At 72.1% G+C, this 17,168-nt stretch carries 15 protein-coding genes; 7 read left to right on the top strand and 8 right to left on the bottom strand.

Translation table 11 applies throughout. From position 1 onward, the window contains the following. The first annotated feature begins 88 nt into the window (after window positions 1-88). The 7 genes from TSO221_RS01735 (at window position 89) to TSO221_RS01705 (ending at window position 6,593) form a co-directional block, all read left to right on the top strand. Window positions 89-1,072, top strand: coding sequence for a zinc-dependent alcohol dehydrogenase family protein (locus tag TSO221_RS01735; protein ID WP_109116760.1), 984 nt, complete (start codon window positions 89-91; stop codon window positions 1,070-1,072). Window positions 1,073-1,085: 13 nt separating this feature from the next. Continuing rightward, window positions 1,086-1,760, top strand: a complete 675-nt coding sequence (locus TSO221_RS01730; protein WP_109116759.1) for an ABC transporter ATP-binding protein — start codon at window positions 1,086-1,088, stop codon at window positions 1,758-1,760. Beyond that, on the top strand, window positions 1,760-2,359 hold the full coding sequence (locus tag TSO221_RS01725; RefSeq protein WP_109116758.1) for an energy-coupling factor transporter transmembrane protein EcfT: 600 nt from the start codon (window positions 1,760-1,762) through the stop codon (window positions 2,357-2,359). Before TSO221_RS01730 ends, TSO221_RS01725 begins: the two co-directional genes overlap by 1 nt. A gap of 13 nt (window positions 2,360-2,372) precedes the next feature. Further along, window positions 2,373-2,927, top strand: coding sequence for a biotin transporter BioY (locus tag TSO221_RS01720; protein WP_348770246.1), 555 nt, complete (start codon window positions 2,373-2,375; stop codon window positions 2,925-2,927). Continuing rightward, a complete protein-coding gene (locus TSO221_RS01715; protein WP_109116756.1) occupies window positions 2,927-4,366 on the top strand; it encodes an AMP-binding protein in 1,440 nt (479 codons plus the stop codon). The genes TSO221_RS01720 and TSO221_RS01715 overlap by 1 nt, the downstream gene beginning before the upstream one ends. Further along, window positions 4,363-5,520: a thiolase family protein gene (locus TSO221_RS01710; protein ID WP_109116755.1), complete on the top strand. Its 1,158-nt coding sequence runs from the start codon at window positions 4,363-4,365 to the stop codon at window positions 5,518-5,520. Before TSO221_RS01715 ends, TSO221_RS01710 begins: the two co-directional genes overlap by 4 nt. A gap of 200 nt (window positions 5,521-5,720) precedes the next feature. After that, the gene (locus tag TSO221_RS01705; protein ID WP_109116754.1) at window positions 5,721-6,593 is read left to right on the top strand and encodes a heme-binding protein; all 873 of its coding nucleotides are present in this window, start codon (window positions 5,721-5,723) and stop codon (window positions 6,591-6,593) included. A 36-nt stretch (window positions 6,594-6,629) separates the two neighbouring features. Here the strand turns inward: TSO221_RS01705 and TSO221_RS01700 are convergent, their stop codons facing one another. The 8 genes from TSO221_RS01700 to TSO221_RS01665 all read right to left on the bottom strand — a co-directional run bounded on the left by TSO221_RS01700 (window position 6,630) and on the right by TSO221_RS01665 (window position 17,056). Next, window positions 6,630-7,763, bottom strand: a complete 1,134-nt coding sequence (locus TSO221_RS01700) for a tryptophan 7-halogenase (protein WP_109116753.1) — start codon at window positions 7,761-7,763, stop codon at window positions 6,630-6,632. Next, window positions 7,763-9,799, bottom strand: coding sequence for a LodA/GoxA family CTQ-dependent oxidase (locus TSO221_RS01695; protein WP_109116752.1), 2,037 nt, complete (start codon window positions 9,797-9,799; stop codon window positions 7,763-7,765). Before TSO221_RS01695 ends, TSO221_RS01700 begins: the two co-directional genes overlap by 1 nt. Window positions 9,800-9,907: 108 nt before the next feature. Next, a complete protein-coding gene (locus TSO221_RS01690) occupies window positions 9,908-11,023 on the bottom strand; it encodes a ferritin-like domain-containing protein (protein WP_109116751.1) in 1,116 nt (371 codons plus the stop codon). 338 nt (window positions 11,024-11,361) lie between these two features. Next, complete coding sequence (locus tag TSO221_RS01685) at window positions 11,362-12,675, bottom strand: diguanylate cyclase (protein WP_109116750.1); 1,314 nt, start codon at window positions 12,673-12,675, stop codon at window positions 11,362-11,364. 21 nt (window positions 12,676-12,696) lie between these two features. Continuing rightward, on the bottom strand, window positions 12,697-13,140 hold the full coding sequence (locus TSO221_RS01680) for a response regulator (protein ID WP_109116749.1): 444 nt from the start codon (window positions 13,138-13,140) through the stop codon (window positions 12,697-12,699). After that, entirely contained in the window at window positions 13,034-14,803 is a 1,770-nt protein-coding gene (locus TSO221_RS01675; RefSeq protein ID WP_146208673.1) for a sensor histidine kinase, read from the bottom strand. The genes TSO221_RS01680 and TSO221_RS01675 overlap by 107 nt, the downstream gene beginning before the upstream one ends. An 8-nt stretch (window positions 14,804-14,811) precedes the next feature. Beyond that, complete coding sequence (locus tag TSO221_RS01670; protein WP_109116747.1) at window positions 14,812-15,255, bottom strand: response regulator; 444 nt, start codon at window positions 15,253-15,255, stop codon at window positions 14,812-14,814. 34 nt (window positions 15,256-15,289) lie between these two features. Then, complete coding sequence (locus tag TSO221_RS01665; RefSeq protein ID WP_199229359.1) at window positions 15,290-17,056, bottom strand: sensor histidine kinase; 1,767 nt, start codon at window positions 17,054-17,056, stop codon at window positions 15,290-15,292. Window positions 17,057-17,168: the final 112 nt, after the last annotated feature.

Below are 17,168 nucleotides of genomic sequence, written 5' to 3'. Positions count from 1 at the left end.
GATTGGCACGATTCCGCAACGCGCCCCCTTGTGGCGGTGCGAAGCTTGCGAATAAATGCGACGGCGCCGTCACCAAGGGAGTCCCGCCATGGCCCGTGTCCTCCGTTACGACCGCTTCGGCGAGCCGGCGGAGGTGCTGTGCCTGACCAAGGCGCCGCCTCCCGAACCCGGTCCCGGCGAGCTGTTGGTGCGCGTGCACGCGCGCTCCATCAACCCCTCGGATCTGCTGACCATCCGCGGCACCTACGCGAAGCACACGCCGCTGCCCTCCGTCCCCGGCTGGGAGGGGGTGGGCACCGTGCTCGCCGCCGGCCCCGGCGCGCCGTCGGACCTGATCGGCACGCGCGTGCTGCCGCTGCGCGGCGCTGGGACGTGGCAGGAGCTGGTGACCGCCCCGGCCCAATGGGCGGTGCCGGTGCCGGACGCGGTGACGGACGGTGCGGCGGCGCAGCTCTACATCAACCCCGTCGCCGTCTGGCTGATGCTGACGGAGGAGTTGCGGCTGCCGCCGGGCGGCGTGCTGCTGGTCAACGCCGCCGGCTCGGCCTGCGGGCGCCTCGCCGCCGGACTGTGCCGGGAGCTGGAGCTGCGCATGGTCGCCCTGGTGCGCAGCGGCGCCTACACCGACGAACTGCTGGCCCTCGGCGCCGCCGCGGTGGTCGATACGACGCGCGAGCCGCTGGCGCCGGTGTTGGCCCGCCTTGGCGCGGCGGAGGGGGCGGCGGCCGGGCTGGACGCGGTCGGCGGGACGGAGGGGGCGGCGCTGCTCAACCATCTGGCGCCGGGCGGGGTGCTGCTGTCCTACGGCCTGCTGTCCGGGGCGCTGCTGCGGCCCGACCCGGCGGACCTCTCGCGGCGGGGGCTGCGCGCCTCCGACTACTGGCTGCGCCGCTGGGTCGACCGGTGTTCCGTCGCCGAGTGGCGGGCGGCGTTCGACGCGGTGGTCGCGCGGGTGACCGACGGGCGGCTTGCGTTGCCGGTCGCGGCGACCTACGACCTTGCCGACGCGGCCGAGGCCGTGCGCGCCGCCGAGGCTTCGGGGCGTCGCGGCAAGGTGCTGCTGGTCGGCTGAGGAGGACAGGCGTTTGATCGAGCTGCGCAACGTGCGGCACCGGTACGGCGAGCGGGAGGTGCTGCGCGGCATCGACCTGACCCTGGCCGAACGGCGCGTCGCCATCGTCGGCAGCAACGGCTCGGGCAAGAGCACGCTGGCCCGTCTGCTCAACGGGCTGATCGTGCCCAGCGAGGGGCAGGTGCTGGTGGACGGCCTCGACACCCGCAAGGATGCGAAGGCGGTGCGGCGCCGCGTCGGCTTCGTCTTCCAGGACCCGGACGTGCAGATCGTCTACCCGACGGTGGAGGAGGACGTCGCCTTCGGCCTGAAGAACCTGCGCCTGCCGCGCGACGAGATCACCCGGCGGGTGGACGCGGCGCTGGAGCGCTTCGGCCTGACCGGGCACCGCACGTGGCCGGCGCACCTGCTGAGCGGCGGGCAGAAGCAGCTGCTGGCCATCGCCTCGGTGCTGGTGCTGGAGCCGGCGCACGTGGTGTTCGACGAGCCGACCACGCTGCTCGACCTGCGCAACCGCCGCGCCATCGCCCGGGTCATCCGCGACCTGCCGGAGACCGCCATCGTCGTCTCGCACGACCTCGACCTCGTCGCCGAGGCGGAGCGGGTCATCGTGTTGGACGAGGGCCGCGTGGTCGCCGACGACGCGCCGGGGCCGGCGATCGCCGCCTACGTGGCGAGGATGGGCTGATGCTGGGGCTGTACCTGCACCGCGAGTCCCCCGTGCACGCGCTGCCGGCCGGCTGGAAGCTGGCGGGGCTGGCGGTGGCGGCGACCGGGGTGTTCTTCGTCACCGGCCCGGCGCCGCTGGGGGCGGCGCTGCTGGCGTGCCTGGGGCTGTTCGCGCTGGCCTGGCTGCCGGCGCGCACCGCGGCCGACCAGCTGCGCCCGCTGCTGCCCATCCTGCTGGTGCTGTTCGCGGCGCAGGCGGCCTTCGCCGATTGGGAAACCGCGGTGGTGGTGACGGCGCGGGTGTGCCTGCTGGTGCTGCTCTCGGCCCTGGTGACGCTGACCACCCGTGCGTCGGAGATGATCGAGACGCTGGAGCGGGTGCTGGGCGTGCTGCGGCCCCTGGGGGTGAACGCCGGGAAGCTCAGCTTGATGCTGGCGCTGACCATCCGGCTGATCCCCGTGCTGTTCGACCTGGTGCAGGAGATCCGCATGGCGCAGCGCGCCCGCGGCGTGGAGCGCAGCGCGCTGGCGCTGCTCGTCCCGCTCCTGGTGAAGACCCTGCGCATGGCCGACACGCTGGGCGATGCGCTGGAAGCCCGCGGGTATGATCCGCGATGAAGGAGAAGCACACGTGACCACCCTGTCCACCCGAGACCTCGTCCACTGCGCCCTGTTCGCCGCCATCGTCGCGGCGCTCGGCCTGCTGCCGCCGATCCCCCTGGCCTTCATCCCGGTGCCGGTCACCGCGCAGACGCTGGGCGTCATGCTGGCCGGCGCGCTGCTGGGCGCCAAGCGCGGCGGGCTGGCGCTGGTGCTGTTCGTGCTGCTGGTGCTGGCGGGGCTGCCGCTGCTGGCCGGCGGGCGCGGCGGCTTCGGCGTCGTGCTGGGGCCGACCGGCGGCTTCCTGCTGGGCTTTCCGCTGGGCGCCTTCGTCATCGGCTGGCTGGCCGAGCGGCTGCCGCGCGGCGGCAACGTGCTGACGCTGTTCGTCGCCTGCGCGCTGGGCGGCATCGGCGCGGTGTACGCGCTGGGCGTGCCGTGGCTGGTGCTGGTCGGCGGCCTGCCGGTCGAGAAGGCGCTGTACGGCTCGCTCGCCTTCGTTCCCGGCGACCTGATCAAGGCCGGCGTCGCCGCGTTCGCTGCCGCCGCGGTGCGGCGCGGCTACCCGACGCTGGCCGCGCACTGATGTCCTTCGCCGCCCCCTTCGTTACTTTCGCCGAACGGCATCCGGACAAGCCGGCGCTGTGGGTCGGCGGCGAGGCCGTGACCTTCGGCGCGCTGCTCGACCGGGCGCGCCGGGTGGCGGTGGGGGTGCCCCAACGAAGAGATGGGGAGGGGGCGCGGGTCGGCCTGCTGCTCGGCAACGGGGCGGAGTTCCTGGCGCTGTTCCTCGGCACCGTGCTGGCCGGCGGCGTGGCAGTGATCCTCGACCCGAAATGGAGCCCGCCGCAGCGCGCCGCGGTGCTGGACTCCCTGCCGCTCGACCGGCTGTTCGACGACGCGGACGCCGCAAGCACCTGGATCGCGGCGCAGCCGGCGGCGGCTCTGCGCCCGGTGCCGCCGGACCGGCCGTTCCTGATCGGCTTCACGTCGGGCACCACCAGCCGGCCGAAGGCGTTCACCCGCGACCAGAGCTCCTGGGCGGCGACGCTGGAGGCGGGGTGGGCCGAGTTCGGCGTCACCGCGGACGACCGCATCCTGGTGCCGGGGCCGCTGGTGCACGGCCTGGGCCTGTACGGCGCGGTGGAGGGGCTGGCGGCGGGCGCCTCGGTGCACCTGCTGCGCAAGTTCGACGCGGCGGAGGCGGTGGACGCGCTGGCCCGGCACCGGCTGACCGCGGTGGTGGCGGTGCCGACCATGCTGGTGGCGCTGCTGCGCGCGGCCGGCGGGGCGCGCTTCCCCGAGGTGCGCCGCATCGTCTCGGCCGGCGCCAAGCTGTCGCCGCAGCTGCGCGCGGAGCTGGCCGGGGTGTTTTCCGGGGCGGCCGTCTACGAATACTACGGCGCGTCGGAGCTGAGCTTCGTCAGCGTCGCCGCCTCGACGGAGGCGTGCCCGCCGGAGTCCGTCGGCCGCGCCTTCCGCGGCGTGGAGATTGACCTGCGCCGCGATGACGGCGCCCCGGCCGAACCCGGCGAGCCCGGCACGGTGTGGGTGCGCAGCGCTATGCTCAGCCGCGGCTATGTCGGCCCGGCGGACGGCGCCGGCTTCCGCACGGAGGGCGGCTGGGCGACGGTGGGCGACCGCGGCTGGCTGGACGGGCACGGCTTCCTGCACCTGATCGGGCGGGAGGGCGACATGCTGATCTCCGGCGGCCTCAACGTCTACCCGGCGGAGGTCGAGGCGGCGCTGAAGGCCCACCCGGCGGTCGAGGAGGCGCACGTCTTCGGCCGCCCCGACCCGTACTGGGGGCAGGAGATCTGCGCCGTGCTGCGCGGACGCGGGGATGCTCCGCCGTCGCTGGCGGAGCTGCGCGCGTGGTGCCGCGGCCGGCTAGACGTCCACAAGTGCCCGCGCCATTTTTACGCCGTGCGGGATCTGCCGCTGACCACCAGCGGCAAGCTGGCGGGCACCACCCTGCGCACCTGGATCGAGACCGGCGACCCGCGGGTGGAGGAGATCCGATGAGCCAGCGCCGCGCCGTCATCGTCGCCGCCCGCCGCACCCCCATCGGCCGCATCGGCGGCAGCCTGCGCGACCTGCCCGTGGAGGAACTGGCCGCCCCGGTGATCCGCGCCGTGCTGGCCGACGCCGGCCTGGAGCCGGGCGAGGTGGACGACGTGCTGCTGGGCAACGCCGTCGGTCCCGGCGGCAACGTGGCGCGGCTGTCGGCGCTGGCCGCCGGGCTGCCGGTGGAGGTGCCGGGCGTCACCGTCGACCGGCAGTGCGGCTCCGGCCTGGAGGCGATCAACATGGCCGCCCGCCTGATCGAGGCCGGGGCCGGCGAGGTCTATCTGGCCGGCGGCGTCGAGAGCACCAGCACCGCCCCCTGGCGCGTGGAGAAGCCGGCCACCCCCTGGCGCTCGCCGCGCTTCTACGACCGTGCGCGCTTCGCGCCGGACAGCGTCGGCGACCCGGAGATGGGCGTGGCGGCGGAGAACGTCGCCCGCGCCTGGGGCATCACCCGCGAGCGCCAGGACGCCTTCGCGCTGGCCAGCCACCGCAAGGCGGTGGAGTCCCAGGCCACCGGCCGCTTTGCCCGCGAGATCGTGCCGCTGGTGCTGCCGGACGGCCGCGTCGTCGACCGCGACGAGTGCCCGCGTCCCGACACCAGCGCGGAGAAGCTGGCCCGCCTGCCGCCGGTGTTCATGCCCGGCGGCACGGTGACCGCCGGCAACGCCTGCCCGGTCAACGACGGCGCCGCGGTGGTCGCGGTGGTGTCGGAACGGCGCTTCGCCGCCATGGCCGGCGCCCGCGGCCTGCGGGTGGCGGACTCGGCCGCCGCCGGCGTCGACCCGAACCTGCTGGGCACCGGCCCGATCCCGGCGGTGCGCCGGCTGCTGGCGCGCAACCCCGGTCTCCGCCTCGACGCCATCGACCTGGTCGAGTTCAACGAGGCGTTCGCCGCGCAGGTGCTGGCCTGCCTGGACACCCTCGGCATCCCCGAGGACACGGTCAGCGTCGGCGGCGGCGCGCTGGCGCTCGGCCACCCCTACGGGGCGTCGGGCGCGGTGCTGGTGACCCGGCTGTTCAGCGAGCTGGCGCCCGGCCAGCGCGGTCTGGCGACGCTGGGCATCGGCGGCGGTCTGGGGCTGGCGACGCTGCTGGAGCGGGTGGCCTGACCGAGGCGCGTGCAAAGAATTGCCGCATATCGCCACAGCATTCCCGACAATTTGCGTTGCTTCCCGTCGGTTGTATCCATAGCATTCAACTCGCGCTATCCGAAAACGACGTCAACGGCGCCACCGGTACTGCTCTTGCGGGCCGGAACGGGGACGGCTGTTCCTGGCGCGTCCAATAATCAAGGCGAGGAGAACACGGCATGACTTTGGTTATAGAACTCGACGAGGGGCTCCGCCGTCCGCTGCGCGCCAGCCCGCCGCCGGCCATCCAGGCCGACCAGTTGGGCCTGCTGGCCGACCTGCCGGGCACCTGGGTCGGCGGCGGCTTCAACGTGGTGGCGTTGCCCACCGGCAACGGTGGCTTCCGCCTCAAGCTGAACGCCACCATCGAGACGCTGAGCTTCACCCCGGTCGGCGGCGCCATCCCGAACCGCGGCTCGGTGCAGGGCGACATCAGCCTGTTCGGCCTGCACTACCTGCAGCAGGTCAGCGACGCCACCACCTTCGAGGGCCTGCACGTCGAGCCCGGCCTGTGGCTGAACGTGCCGGCGACCACCGATCCCGAGGCGCCGGCCACCATCGTGCGCCAGTCGACCATCCCGCACGGCGACTCCCTGCTGGCGCAGAGCACCTTCCTGAAGGACGTCGTCGGCGGCCCGACCATCGACGAGGTCAGCACCATCCCCACCGGCGACGACCCGAAGCTGAAGCGCGCCGGCTACATCGACCCGTACACCAACCCGGCGCTGCCCGCCGGCATCCCGCGCGGTGCGCAGATCAACCCCAACATCCTGCTGAGCAACGCCCTGGAGGCCCAGGCGGAGAAGGGGATGAAGGTGGTGCGCACCCAGGTGATCCAGGTGTCGACGCAGCCGGTCGGCGGCATCGTCAACATCCCGTTCGTCACCGCCAACGCCAACGCGACCAAGCTCGACGCCATCTTCTGGATCGAGACGGTCGAGCAGGCCGACGGCACGCAGTTCCAGCAGCTGCAGTACACCCAGACCGTCATCCTGAACTTCGACAACATCGACTGGCCGCACATCTCGGTGGCGACGCTGGTCAAGCAGTAAAGCGAGAAGCCCCTCTCCCTCGACGGGAGAGGGGCTTTAGGCCCGCCCCGCGGCCGGCCGCAGCTCCGTGCGGGCGCGGCGGTTGCACCAGAAGGAGGCATCGGGCCAGCGCGCCTCGGTCGCGTAGAAGCGGTTGCGGTTGTACAGGTAGTCGGCGAAGCGGCCGTTCACCGCGTGCGGATAGTGCGTGCCGAGGTCCGTCCCGCCGCCCAGCCTCGCGGCGATGGCGTCGGCGGCGTCCACCGCGTCGGTCAGTGCCTTCTGGATGCCCTGCGAGGACAGCGGGTCGTAGCCCGAAGCCGCGTCGCCGACCGCCAGCCAGTTGGCCCCCGCCACCCGCTCGCGTAGGTAGGAGACCGCCACCCAGGTCGCCACGCTGCCATCTTCCAGGCCCGAGCCGTCGAGCGCCGGCAGCAGGTGGCGGGTGCGGCGCAGCCGGTCCAGGAACGCGTCGGGCCGGGTCAGGCCTGATGCCCGCACCTCCTCCGCGTCGGCGGCGAGCGCCACCACGCAGCGCGTGTCCGGCAGGCGGGCGGCGTACCACCAGCCGTGCTCCGCTGCCTCCAGCATGGTCTGTCGGGTGAGTGGTCCGCCTTCCGGCAGGCCGAAGAAGCCGGCGACGAACACCAGCCGGTCGAGTGGCCGCGCCCGCGCCCCCCGAAGGCGCGCGAAGCGCCCCCGCGGCCCGGTGGCGTCGACCACGATGCCGGCCTCCACCACGGCCGCGCTGCCGTCGGCGCCGGACAGGTGCAGGCGGTGCCCGCCCCCTTCCAGCTCCTCCGACCCGGCGAAGCGGACGCCGGTGGCCACGGCGATCCCGCCCTCCGCCGCCTGACGCGCCAGGAACGCGTCGAAGCGGCGGCGGTCGAGGTGCCAGCCGTGGCCGTGCGGGTTGAACAGGAAGTCGTTGAAGCCCAGCACGTCGCTGCCCCAGGCCGAGCGGCTGCCGAAGCAGGGCTCGTGCCCCTCGGCGAGGAACGCGTCCCACAGGCCGAGGTCCCCGCCGAGGACGGCGCGGATGTCGGGCGGCACGCTCTCGCCGATGCGCACCGCGCCGTAGGTGCCGGCCTCGACGACCAGCACCCGTTCAACGCCCCGGCGCCGGAGGGCCAGCGCGGTTCCGCACCCCGCCGGCCCCCCGCCCAGGACCACCACGTCCCAGCGGGACATCAGACGGTCGGCTCCAGCTCGTTCATCGGCCACGGCTCGACGGCCGGGTCGGGCAGGCCGTCCAGGCGGCTCTCCGCCTCCAGGAAGGCGTTGGGCGGCATCGCCTTGCCCGGCACCGTGTCGATGGCCGAGCCCTGCAGCACCACGCCGATGCTCGACCAGTTCGGGATGATCTGGCCGCGGTCCTGGTAGCGGCCCTGGTTCGCCGGATCCGGGTCGCCGGTGCCGGTGCCGCGCACCGAGTAGCGGTAGGGCCCGAGTTCGCCGTCCGGCTGCACCTCTGCGGCGACCCGGACGTGGACCGGGCGCTGCGCCGGCCACGACCAGTACAGCGTCGTGATGTTGCGCACCGACGGCGAGGTCGGGTGCGTGGCGCAGGAGTTGTAGTCGGTGTGCCAGGGCACCGACATGAACTTGGTCATGTCGCCCGGCTCCACCGTATCGTGCCCGCTGTTCAGCGGCACGTAGCCGCCGGTCAGGAACGGCTGTCCGGGGACGGCGCGGGAATAGCTCAGCGGCCGGGCGGCGATGCGGAACGGCCCGACCTCCCACCAGTCCATCTGATAGACGTCGGGCTGGCGCACCGTGAAGGTCAGGTCGATACCCGGGCTGAAACGGCCGCCCAGGCAGGCCGACAGCGCCGCGCGGTCCAGCCGCTCGCCGGCGCCCAGCGGGCGCGACGGCTCCGCCTCGAAGCGGCCCTTGTCCCACTGCTCCAGGAAGAAGTACTGCGTGTAGGTGGGCGACAGGAACGCCTTGCCGGAATCGCCGAGACCCAGCGGCATCAGCGGCGCGCCGAGGTTGGACTGGGTCGGCAGGTTCGGGTCGCGCACGAAGGCGAGGCCGGCCATGATCGTCCGCGCCGGGTCGTCCTTGGCCGAGATCTCGCCGACCATCCTGTGCGCCTGACGCGCCATGCCCGGCAGGTTGGTGGTCCACTCCTGCAGCGAGGCGGCCTTGAAGACCGGCTCGACATGGTCGGGGAAGGACGGCGCGTAGTCGCGCTTGTAGCCGTCCTGGCGGGTGTACAGCTCCGGCTGCAGGTCGAAGGAGCGCACGAAGGTGTCGTACAGCTCGTCCCACAGCGAGACGGTGTTGAGGATTTGCGGCGCGTAGGCCGGGTCGGCGGTCACCACCCAGGCCTGCCCGGCGTCCACGTGCACGAGCGCGCCGTCCGCGCCCTGCAGCACCAGGGTGGCGGTCACCGGGCCGTCGCTGGTGTCGTCGAACCAGCCGTCGTTGTCCACGTCGGAGCCGAGCACCTGGTAGCCGTTGACCGAGCAGGCACGGCCGTAGCCGCCCAGCACGATCAGCCGGCCCTGGTCGTCGGTCTCGATGTGGCCCAGCGTGTCGATGGCGCCGCGCGGCGCGTAGACCGTGTTGGGGTCGCCAGCCGGGAACAGCTTGGTATAGCCGGGCAGCGCGGTCGTGCCGGCGCGCGCCTCGGTGGCGGCGTCGAAGGCGGCCTTGCGCAGGTCCCTGCCGACGGCGCGCGGGCCGGGGTCGGTGGTCCAGGCCTTGACGCGCTCCGGGTCGTTGACGTTGGGCACCTGGACGGTCAGCGAGGTCTGGCCCACCTCGCTCTGAACGTTGCGCAGCGGCGGCGTGCGGCCGTCGGCATAGCGCTCGATGATCGAGCCGTCGTAGCCCGGCACGTCGAGCACGTAGGCGTTGCCCTTCTTGTTGGCGACGTGGACGGTCCAGATGATGTCGACGACGGTCTTGTCGCCGACCCGGTCGCCGAGCTTCACCTCGGTGCCGCCGCCGGCCGGATAGGCGGCGGCCCCATCGGCCGGGTAGGCGAAGACGCGGAAGCGGGCAGCCTGCCGCTTCAGCCGGCCGTCGGCGTCGCGCAGGTCGCTGGCGGTGATCGGCTCGTCCTCGGTGCCGGGCTTGACGGGCAGGCCGCCGGTCAGGCCGGGCTTGCCGGGCACCGGCATGCCGGCCATGGTCTCCGGCGCCAGATAGTACTCCTCGCTGTCGCCGACGCGGGCGAACCCGATGGCGGGGTGGATGCGGAAAACGCTCGACGTCATGCTCGTCTCCGTGAACTCATGCGTGTCGAAGCGGGGTGCCGGCACGCGCGCCCTGAGCGCGCCGCATCCGGGTCCCCGGCCGGGATCGGGTGGGGCAGAGCGCGCCGCTCAGGCGGACACCACCGCCTTGCGCGGCGCCGTGCGGATCGGCGGCAGCCCCCTGGCGATGCGGTCCTGCGGCGGGTACTGCCGCCGGCCGGCCGCGGCGGCGAGGCCGACGCCGGCGCCGATGGGCAGACCGAAGCGCGGCACCGCGCCGTTCTTCCAGCAGTTCAGGATGTTGCCGCCCAGCGCGAACATCTGCGTCATGAACGCCTTCGGGTCGCCGCCGGAGAACATGGCGTCGAGGCCGTCGAGGAACGCATCGAAATTCGCCTCCAGGATCAGCTGCGCCTTGTGTCCGGCGCTGCCGGCGGCCGGGCTCGTCACCGCCTCGTAGGTCTCCGGGTAAGTGTCGGCGTTCCACAGCGTCATGAACTTCTGGAAGTGCGACCAGTTCGGGTCGGTGTCGTCCGCGGTGTTCTGGTACGCCTTCGGCACGCTGTGCTGCGTCCACGAGACGCCCTGGTCACTACGCCCCTCGCCCTGGTCGCAGATCGCCGTGACGATGTTGGCCACCTGCGGAAAGCCGGCGGCACCCGCCTCGGTGATCGTCATGCCCTTGAAGTGGTTGTAGAAGCGGGCGAAGTGGTTGACTTGGTTGATCGGCCGGATGTGGTCCTTCAACTGCGCGGCGCCGACGGCGACGGCGCTGTAGAACTCGCCGATCGAGCCGTAGGTGGCGACGTCCGGGTTGCCGCGCGGCGTCTCGGTGCCGATCCACATCGGGTACTCGATCAGGCAGAAGGTGTTCAGCCGCTCCTGGTCGTATGGCCCGATCTCCGCCGAATAGGGCGAGAACGTCGCGCGCGGGTCGGGGTGATCCAGGTCGAAGTCCAGGTGCGGGATGTGCTGCCCGTAGTAGACCGGCTGCGCGAAGCGCGGCGACAGCCCGTAGGCGTTCGCCAGGTTCGCCGCCAACTGCACGTGCAGCATTTCCTGGTTCACCACCGACAGGATGGCCTGGTAGGCCGCGGTGCCCGCGTCCTTGATCGAGTACATGGCCGACATGTAGAAGGGGATCGTCCAGAACTCGAGGTCCACCGCCGCCTGCAGGTGGTCCCGCAACTGTTCGATCGTCCAGGTCGGCTCGCTGGTCTGTTCCGCCGCGCCGGCATTGGTCATGAAGAAATCTCCCTTGCGATGCGCTGATTTGTTGTCCGTCGGGGCTGCAAACGCCCACAACTTTCCCGTTCCCCCAAGTCGCAGGACCAGGGGAGTGAACGCCTGCATATGTAGAATCACACGATCGTATAGTGAGGTTGCTAAGTGCTACCGCCTCATTTGCTACACTGATTTTGAGGGTATTGACGCAATATTCTCGTTTCCAGATTTATTTTCGATCAAAATGCAACCTTATGCCCGGCCAAACGGCGTAGCCCGTGAACGCTCCGCGTTGCGGACGCCGGCCGAGCAAAAACAGGACAAGGTGCAGGAAGGGGACGGGGCGGCTTTCCGCCCCGTCACGACGCCGCCGACAGGATGGGGATCTCGCATTCGATGCGGTTGCGGCCGGCGTCCTTGGCGCGGTAGAGCGCGCGGTCGGCGCGGCCGAGCGCCTGCTCGACGCTGGCGTCGCGCGGGTCGCACACCGCCACGCCGATGCTGGCCGTCAGGTGGAAGCCGCCCCCCGACGGCAGCGGCACCGGCGCCCCCGCCAGTGCGGCGCGCAGCCGCTCCGCCACCTCCAGCGCCGCCGGTGGCTCGGTTTCGGGCAGCAGCACGCCGAACTCCTCGCCGCCCAGGCGGCCGATCAGGTCGGTGGTGCGCAGCAGGTCGCGCGCGGTGGTGGCGACGGTCTGCAACGCGCCGTCGCCCACGGCGTGGCCGTGCGTGTCGTTGATGCGCTTGAAATGGTCGATGTCGAACATCAGCACCGCCGCCAGCCGGCCGTAGCGGCGCACGCGCGCCAACTCGCGCTCGGCGGCGGCCAGGAAGGCGCGGCGGTTGGCCAGCCCGGTCAGCGGGTCGGTGGTGGCGAGGATGCGCAGGTCGTTTTCGAACCGCTTGCGCTCGGTGATGTCGCGCACCATGGCGGTGAGCAGCAGGCCGTCCTGCTGGATGTCCTTGGAGATGGAGATCTCCACCGGGAACTCGCGGCCGTCCTTGGCCAGCCCGGCCAGCTCGCGGCGGTGGGCGAGCGACAGCGACGCCGGCCCGCCGGTGGCGTAGGCGCCGGCGTGCGCGTCGTGCCCCGTGCGGAAGCGCTCCGGCAGCAGCGCCGCCAGCGGCCGGCCGAGGATCTCGTCCGCCGCGTAGCCGAACATGCGCTCCGCCGCCGGGTTGAACAGGATGATGCGCATCTGCTGGTCCACCGAGACGATGGCGTCCTGCGCCAGGGTGATGATGCCCTGCAGGCGCTGCTCCGACTGGCGCAGCTTCTCCTCCAGCTGCTTGCGGGCGACGGCGTAGCGGATGGCGCGCTGCAGGCCCTGGCCGTCGGTGTTGCCCTTGAACAGGTAGTCCTGGGTGCCGGCCGCCACCGCCTGCATGGCGAAGTCGTCGTCGTCGTGCCCGGTCAGCACGATCACCGGCATGGCCGGGCACGCCTCGCGCACCCGGCGGATGGTGTCGAAGCCCGCGGAATCCGGCAGCGTCAGGTCGAGCAGGACGATGTCGCAGCGGTTGGCCGCCGCCCACTCCAGCCCGTCGGCCAGCGTCATCCGGTGGGTCAGCGCGAAGCGGCCGCCCAGCGAGCGCAGGGCGTGGCGGACCAGCCCGGCGTCGGCCGGGTCGTCCTCGATCAGCAGCGCGGATATGGCGGGGCGGTCGGGCATGGTCGTCTCGATTCGGGCAGTCTACTTCGGTAACTTGACGGTGCGGAACCAGTAGCTCTCGACGGTGCGGATCAGCGCGAAGAAGTCCTCGACGTCCATCGGCTTGGTGACGAAGCTGTTGGCGCCGCGCAGATAGCTCGCCTCGATGTCGCGCTGGACGTCGGAGGTGGTCAGCACCACCACCGGGATGCTCTTCAGCTCCGGGTCGGTCTTCATCTCGCTCAGCACCTCGCGGCCGTCCTTGCGCGGCATGTTGAGGTCGAGCAGCACGAGGTCCGGCCGCGCCGCCGCGGCCCAGCGCTCGCCCTGGCGGCGCAGGCACTCCAGCGCCTCGACACCGTCGCGGGCGTGCAGCACCTCACACGGAATCCGCCCCTGCTTCAGCGCGCGCCTGGCCAGCGTGGCGTCCGCCGGGTCGTCTTCCACCAGCAGGATGGTGAAGGGCCTGTCGTCCTCGTTGCTCATCATTCGCCTCGTGCAGGGTGGTCGGCAGGTGGAGGGAGAAGGTGCTGCCCGCACCGGGGATCGAGGCGACTTCCACATGCCCGCCCAGGCGTTGTGCCATCTTGCGGACGATGGCGAGGCCCATGCCGGTGCCCGGGTGCTCGCCCCGGCCGTGCAGGCGCTGGAAGACCTCGAAGATGCGCTCGACGTACTGCGGCTCGATGCCGATGCCGTTGTCGATCACGTCGATCACGTCGAAGCCGCCGTCGCGGCGGGCCTGGATGCGGACGTGCGGCACCCGCCCGGGTGCGCGATATTGCAGGGCGTTGGCCAGCAGCACCGTGAAGATCTCCGTCAGCCGCCGAGCGTCGGCGGCCAGGGCGGGCAGCGGCTGCGCGTCGATCTCCGCCGCCGAGGCGGCGACGGCGGGGGCCAGCTTTGCCAAGGCGGCGGCGAGCGCGGCGTCGGCCGGGGTCGGCGCTTCGGGCAGCGGCAGCGCCTTCTCGGCCAGATAGAACTGGATGTCGCGCAGCAGCAGCTTCATGCGGGTAGCCCCGCTCACCACCTCGGCCAGCCATTCGCGCCCTTCGTCGTCCAGACTGGGCCCGTGGGTGGCGGCAACCAGCTGGCTGTAGCTGGTGATGGCGCGCAGCGGCTCCTGCAGGTCGTGCGCGGCGACGTAGGCGAAGCGCTCGATCTCCTCGTTGGCTTGGTGCAGTTCCTCGGCGTGGCGGCTGAGTTGGCGTTGCGCCCGCTCGCGCCGTTCCAGCAGATGGCCGGCCCCGGCGGCCCCGGCGAGCAGCACCGCGGTGACCAGCGCGCCGACGATGGCGAGGCTGCGTTCCACCGGGCGGCTCTGCGCCAGCACATCCTCGTCGGCAACCTGTGCGGCGACCACCAGCGGGTAGCCGCCGACGCCGCGCCAGCCGGAGATGCGGTCGATGCCGTCCACGAAGCTGGCGACGCTGGCCACACCGGCCGGCCGCTGCGGGTCGAAGAACGGGTAGCTTTCCGGCAGCGTCTCGCCCAGGCCCTTGGCGTCGGCCGACTGGCGGCTGAAGCGGGCGCGCAGCACGCGGTCGGTGCCGGCCAGCAGCGTGACGCCGTTCGGCCCGGTGTCGATCGCCTCGAAGTTGGCGACGAAGTAATCCGGCTCCACCGACAGCACGACGACGCCGGCGAACGAGCCGTCCGGGTTGGACAGCCGTCGGGTGAACTGGAGCGACCAGCGCTGCGAGACGCGGCCCAGAACCGGCCTGCTGATGAACAGCTCGTCCCGGCCGGACTCGCGGTGCACGCGAAAATGCTCGCGGTCGCTGAGGTCGACCGGCTGGGTGACGGGCGTCAGGTTGGAGTAGCGTATCATCCCCTGGGCGTCGATCACCCCCCGCTGGAAGGCGCCGCCCTCCTTCAGGTAGGCGTCGCGCCAGCCCTCGCTGGGCGCCGCCTGCGGGTCGGAGCGGTGGAAGTCGCGGTAGTCCTGCAGCGCCAGGTCGATCATGGTGACGCTGCGGCGGACGTGCTCGGCGAAGACGCGCGCCATGTTGCCGGCGTCGACCTCCGCGTTGGCGCGCAGCGCCGCACGGTTGTGGTCGACGATGACCAGGACGGCGCCCCACAGCGCGGCCACCATCGCCAGCCCCACGGCCATCGCCCAGACGGTGTTGTGCAGGTCCCGCCGCATGCCGCCCCCTACTTCGGCAGCTTCACGACGTGGAACCAGTAGTCGCTGACGCATCGGATCACGTCGACGAAGTCCTGCATTTCCATCGGCTTGGTGATGAAGCTGTTGGCGCCTTGCAGGTAGCTGGCCTCGACGTCGCGCTCGATGTCGGAGGTGGTGAGCACCACCACCGGGATGGTCTTCAGCTCCGGCGCGCCCTTCAGCGCGGCCAGCACCTCCCGCCCGTCCATGCGCGGCATGTTGAGGTCGAGCAGGATCAGGTCGGGCCGCGGCGCGTTCTGGAAGCGCTCGCCGCGCCGGTGCAGGAAGTCCAGCGCCTCGACGCCGTCGGTCGCGTGGTGGACCTCGCACAGGATCTTGCCGTCGCGGATCGCCCGCTTGGCCAGCCCGGCGTCGGCCGGGTCGTCCTCGACGAGGAGCACCTGGAAACGCGGCTGGAGGGGAGCGTTCATGCCGTTGGTCCTTGCTGATGCGCGGGAAGCCGCCTCATGCGCCCTGCTCCTCATGGCGCGGCAATGCCACGTGGAAGACGCTGCCCTCGCCGGGCTCCGAGGTGATCCAGATGCGGCCGCCGTGGTGCTCGACGATCTTCTTGCACACCGCCAGCCCGACGCCGGTGCCCTCGTAGGCGTCGCGGCCGTGCAGGCGCTGGAAGATGCCGAAGACGCGCTCGAAGTCGCCGGGCGCGATGCCGATGCCGTTGTCCTGTACGGTGAAGTGCCATTCCGCACCCTTCGCCCGGCAGTCGATGCGGACCAGCGGGGCGCGGTCGGCGGCACGGTACTTCACGGCGTTGCCGATCAGGTTCTGGAACAGTCGGGTCAGTTCGCCGGCGTCGCCCCAGATGGCCGGCAGGTCGCCGGCGACGGCGACGGTGGCCTGCGCCTCGCCGATGGCCGCCTCCAGGTTCCCGACGGCGCCATCGATGATGTCGGCCGCCGGGTGCGCGGCGAACGGGCGGGAGCGGCGGCCGACCCGGCTGTACTCCAGCAGGTCGACGATCAGCCGGTCCATGCGCTGCGCGCCGGTGCGGGCGAAGGCCATGTACTCGCGCGTTTCGTCGTCGAGGCGGTCGGCGAGGTCCTGCTCCAGCAGCGCCAGATAGCTGTTGATGGTGCGCAGCGGCTGGCGCAGGTCGTGCGAGGCGGCGTAGGCGAAGGCCTCCAGCTCGGCGTTGGAGCGCTGCAGCTCGGCCGTCCGGCGCTCCTCGGTCCGCGCCAGCTGCGCCTGTGCGGCGACCAGCCAAGCCTGCTGGCGCGCCTGCCGCTGGGCCAGCCACGCCACCGCGAACACCGCCGCCAGCACCACCGCCGACACCAGCGCCTCGGCCTGCCGCACGGCGGCGCTCCGCTCCACGAACGCCGCCATGGCCTCCGCCTCGCCCAGCGCCACGAGGGCGATCAGCGGCTGCTCCTTCAGCCGTCGGTAGGCGACGATGCGCGCCACGCCGTCGATGGCACTGACCGAGTGGAAGACGCCCTGCGGCTGCGCAGGGTTGAAGAACGGCCGGTCGGGATGGACGCTGCCGACCACCGGCGTCGGCGCCGGCATCACCGCCTGCCGCGCCCGCACCACCCGGTCGAAGCCCACCAGCATCACCGAGCCGGTCAGCCCGACCTCGGCCCTGCCGTAGTAGCCGGCCAGCTTATCCGGGCTGACCGACAGGATCATCACGCCGTTGAAGGCGCCGTCGGGGCGGCGCAGGCGGCGGGTGAACTGGATGGTCGTCTGGCCGGAGACCCGCCCGACCAGCGGCGTGCTGATGTACAGCCGGTCCTCGCCGTCGTCGCGGTGGGCCTGGAAGTAGGCGCGGTCGCTGAAGTCCATGACCGGCGCCTCGGAGGCCAGGCTGGACAGCACCAGGCGCCCCTCGGCGTCGGTCACGACGATCTGGAAGGCGAGGTCGGCGTGCAGCGGCGAATGCCAGCCGGCGCGGAAGGAGAACTCGCGCGGGTCGTGCTCGTACTCGTCGCGCAGGTGGGACAGCGCGTGGTCGAGCCGGCGGACCACCTGGTAGACGTACTCCTCGTAGGCGCGGGCGAGGCTGGAGGCGTCCTTCTCGGCGGCGGTCACGGCCAAGGTGCGCTCGTGCTCCAGCATGTGCTCGGCGATGGTGAAGCCGGCGGCGACCAGCAGCACGCCGAGCGCCGCGATGGCTTGCGGTATCCGCGGCTGGAACACCCGCACGGCGGCGCGCAGCATGCCGAAGGCCGCGCCGATGCCGTCCGCCTCTGGCTGCGCCGACGCCGTCATTCCGATCCCCCGTGTCCCGTCAGCCGGTGCCGCGCCATGGCCCCGTACGAGCAGTCAGTATATGACAAATCTCATATATTTGCCGTCTGATCAAATTGTCGCAATTCCCCAA

Origin of the sequence: Azospirillum sp. TSO22-1, from assembly GCF_003116015.1 — a bacterium.
Classification (GTDB): domain Bacteria; phylum Pseudomonadota; class Alphaproteobacteria; order Azospirillales; family Azospirillaceae; genus Azospirillum.
The sequence above is the reverse complement of the archived record's forward strand: the minus strand, read 5'-3'. Positions and strand labels throughout refer to the sequence as shown.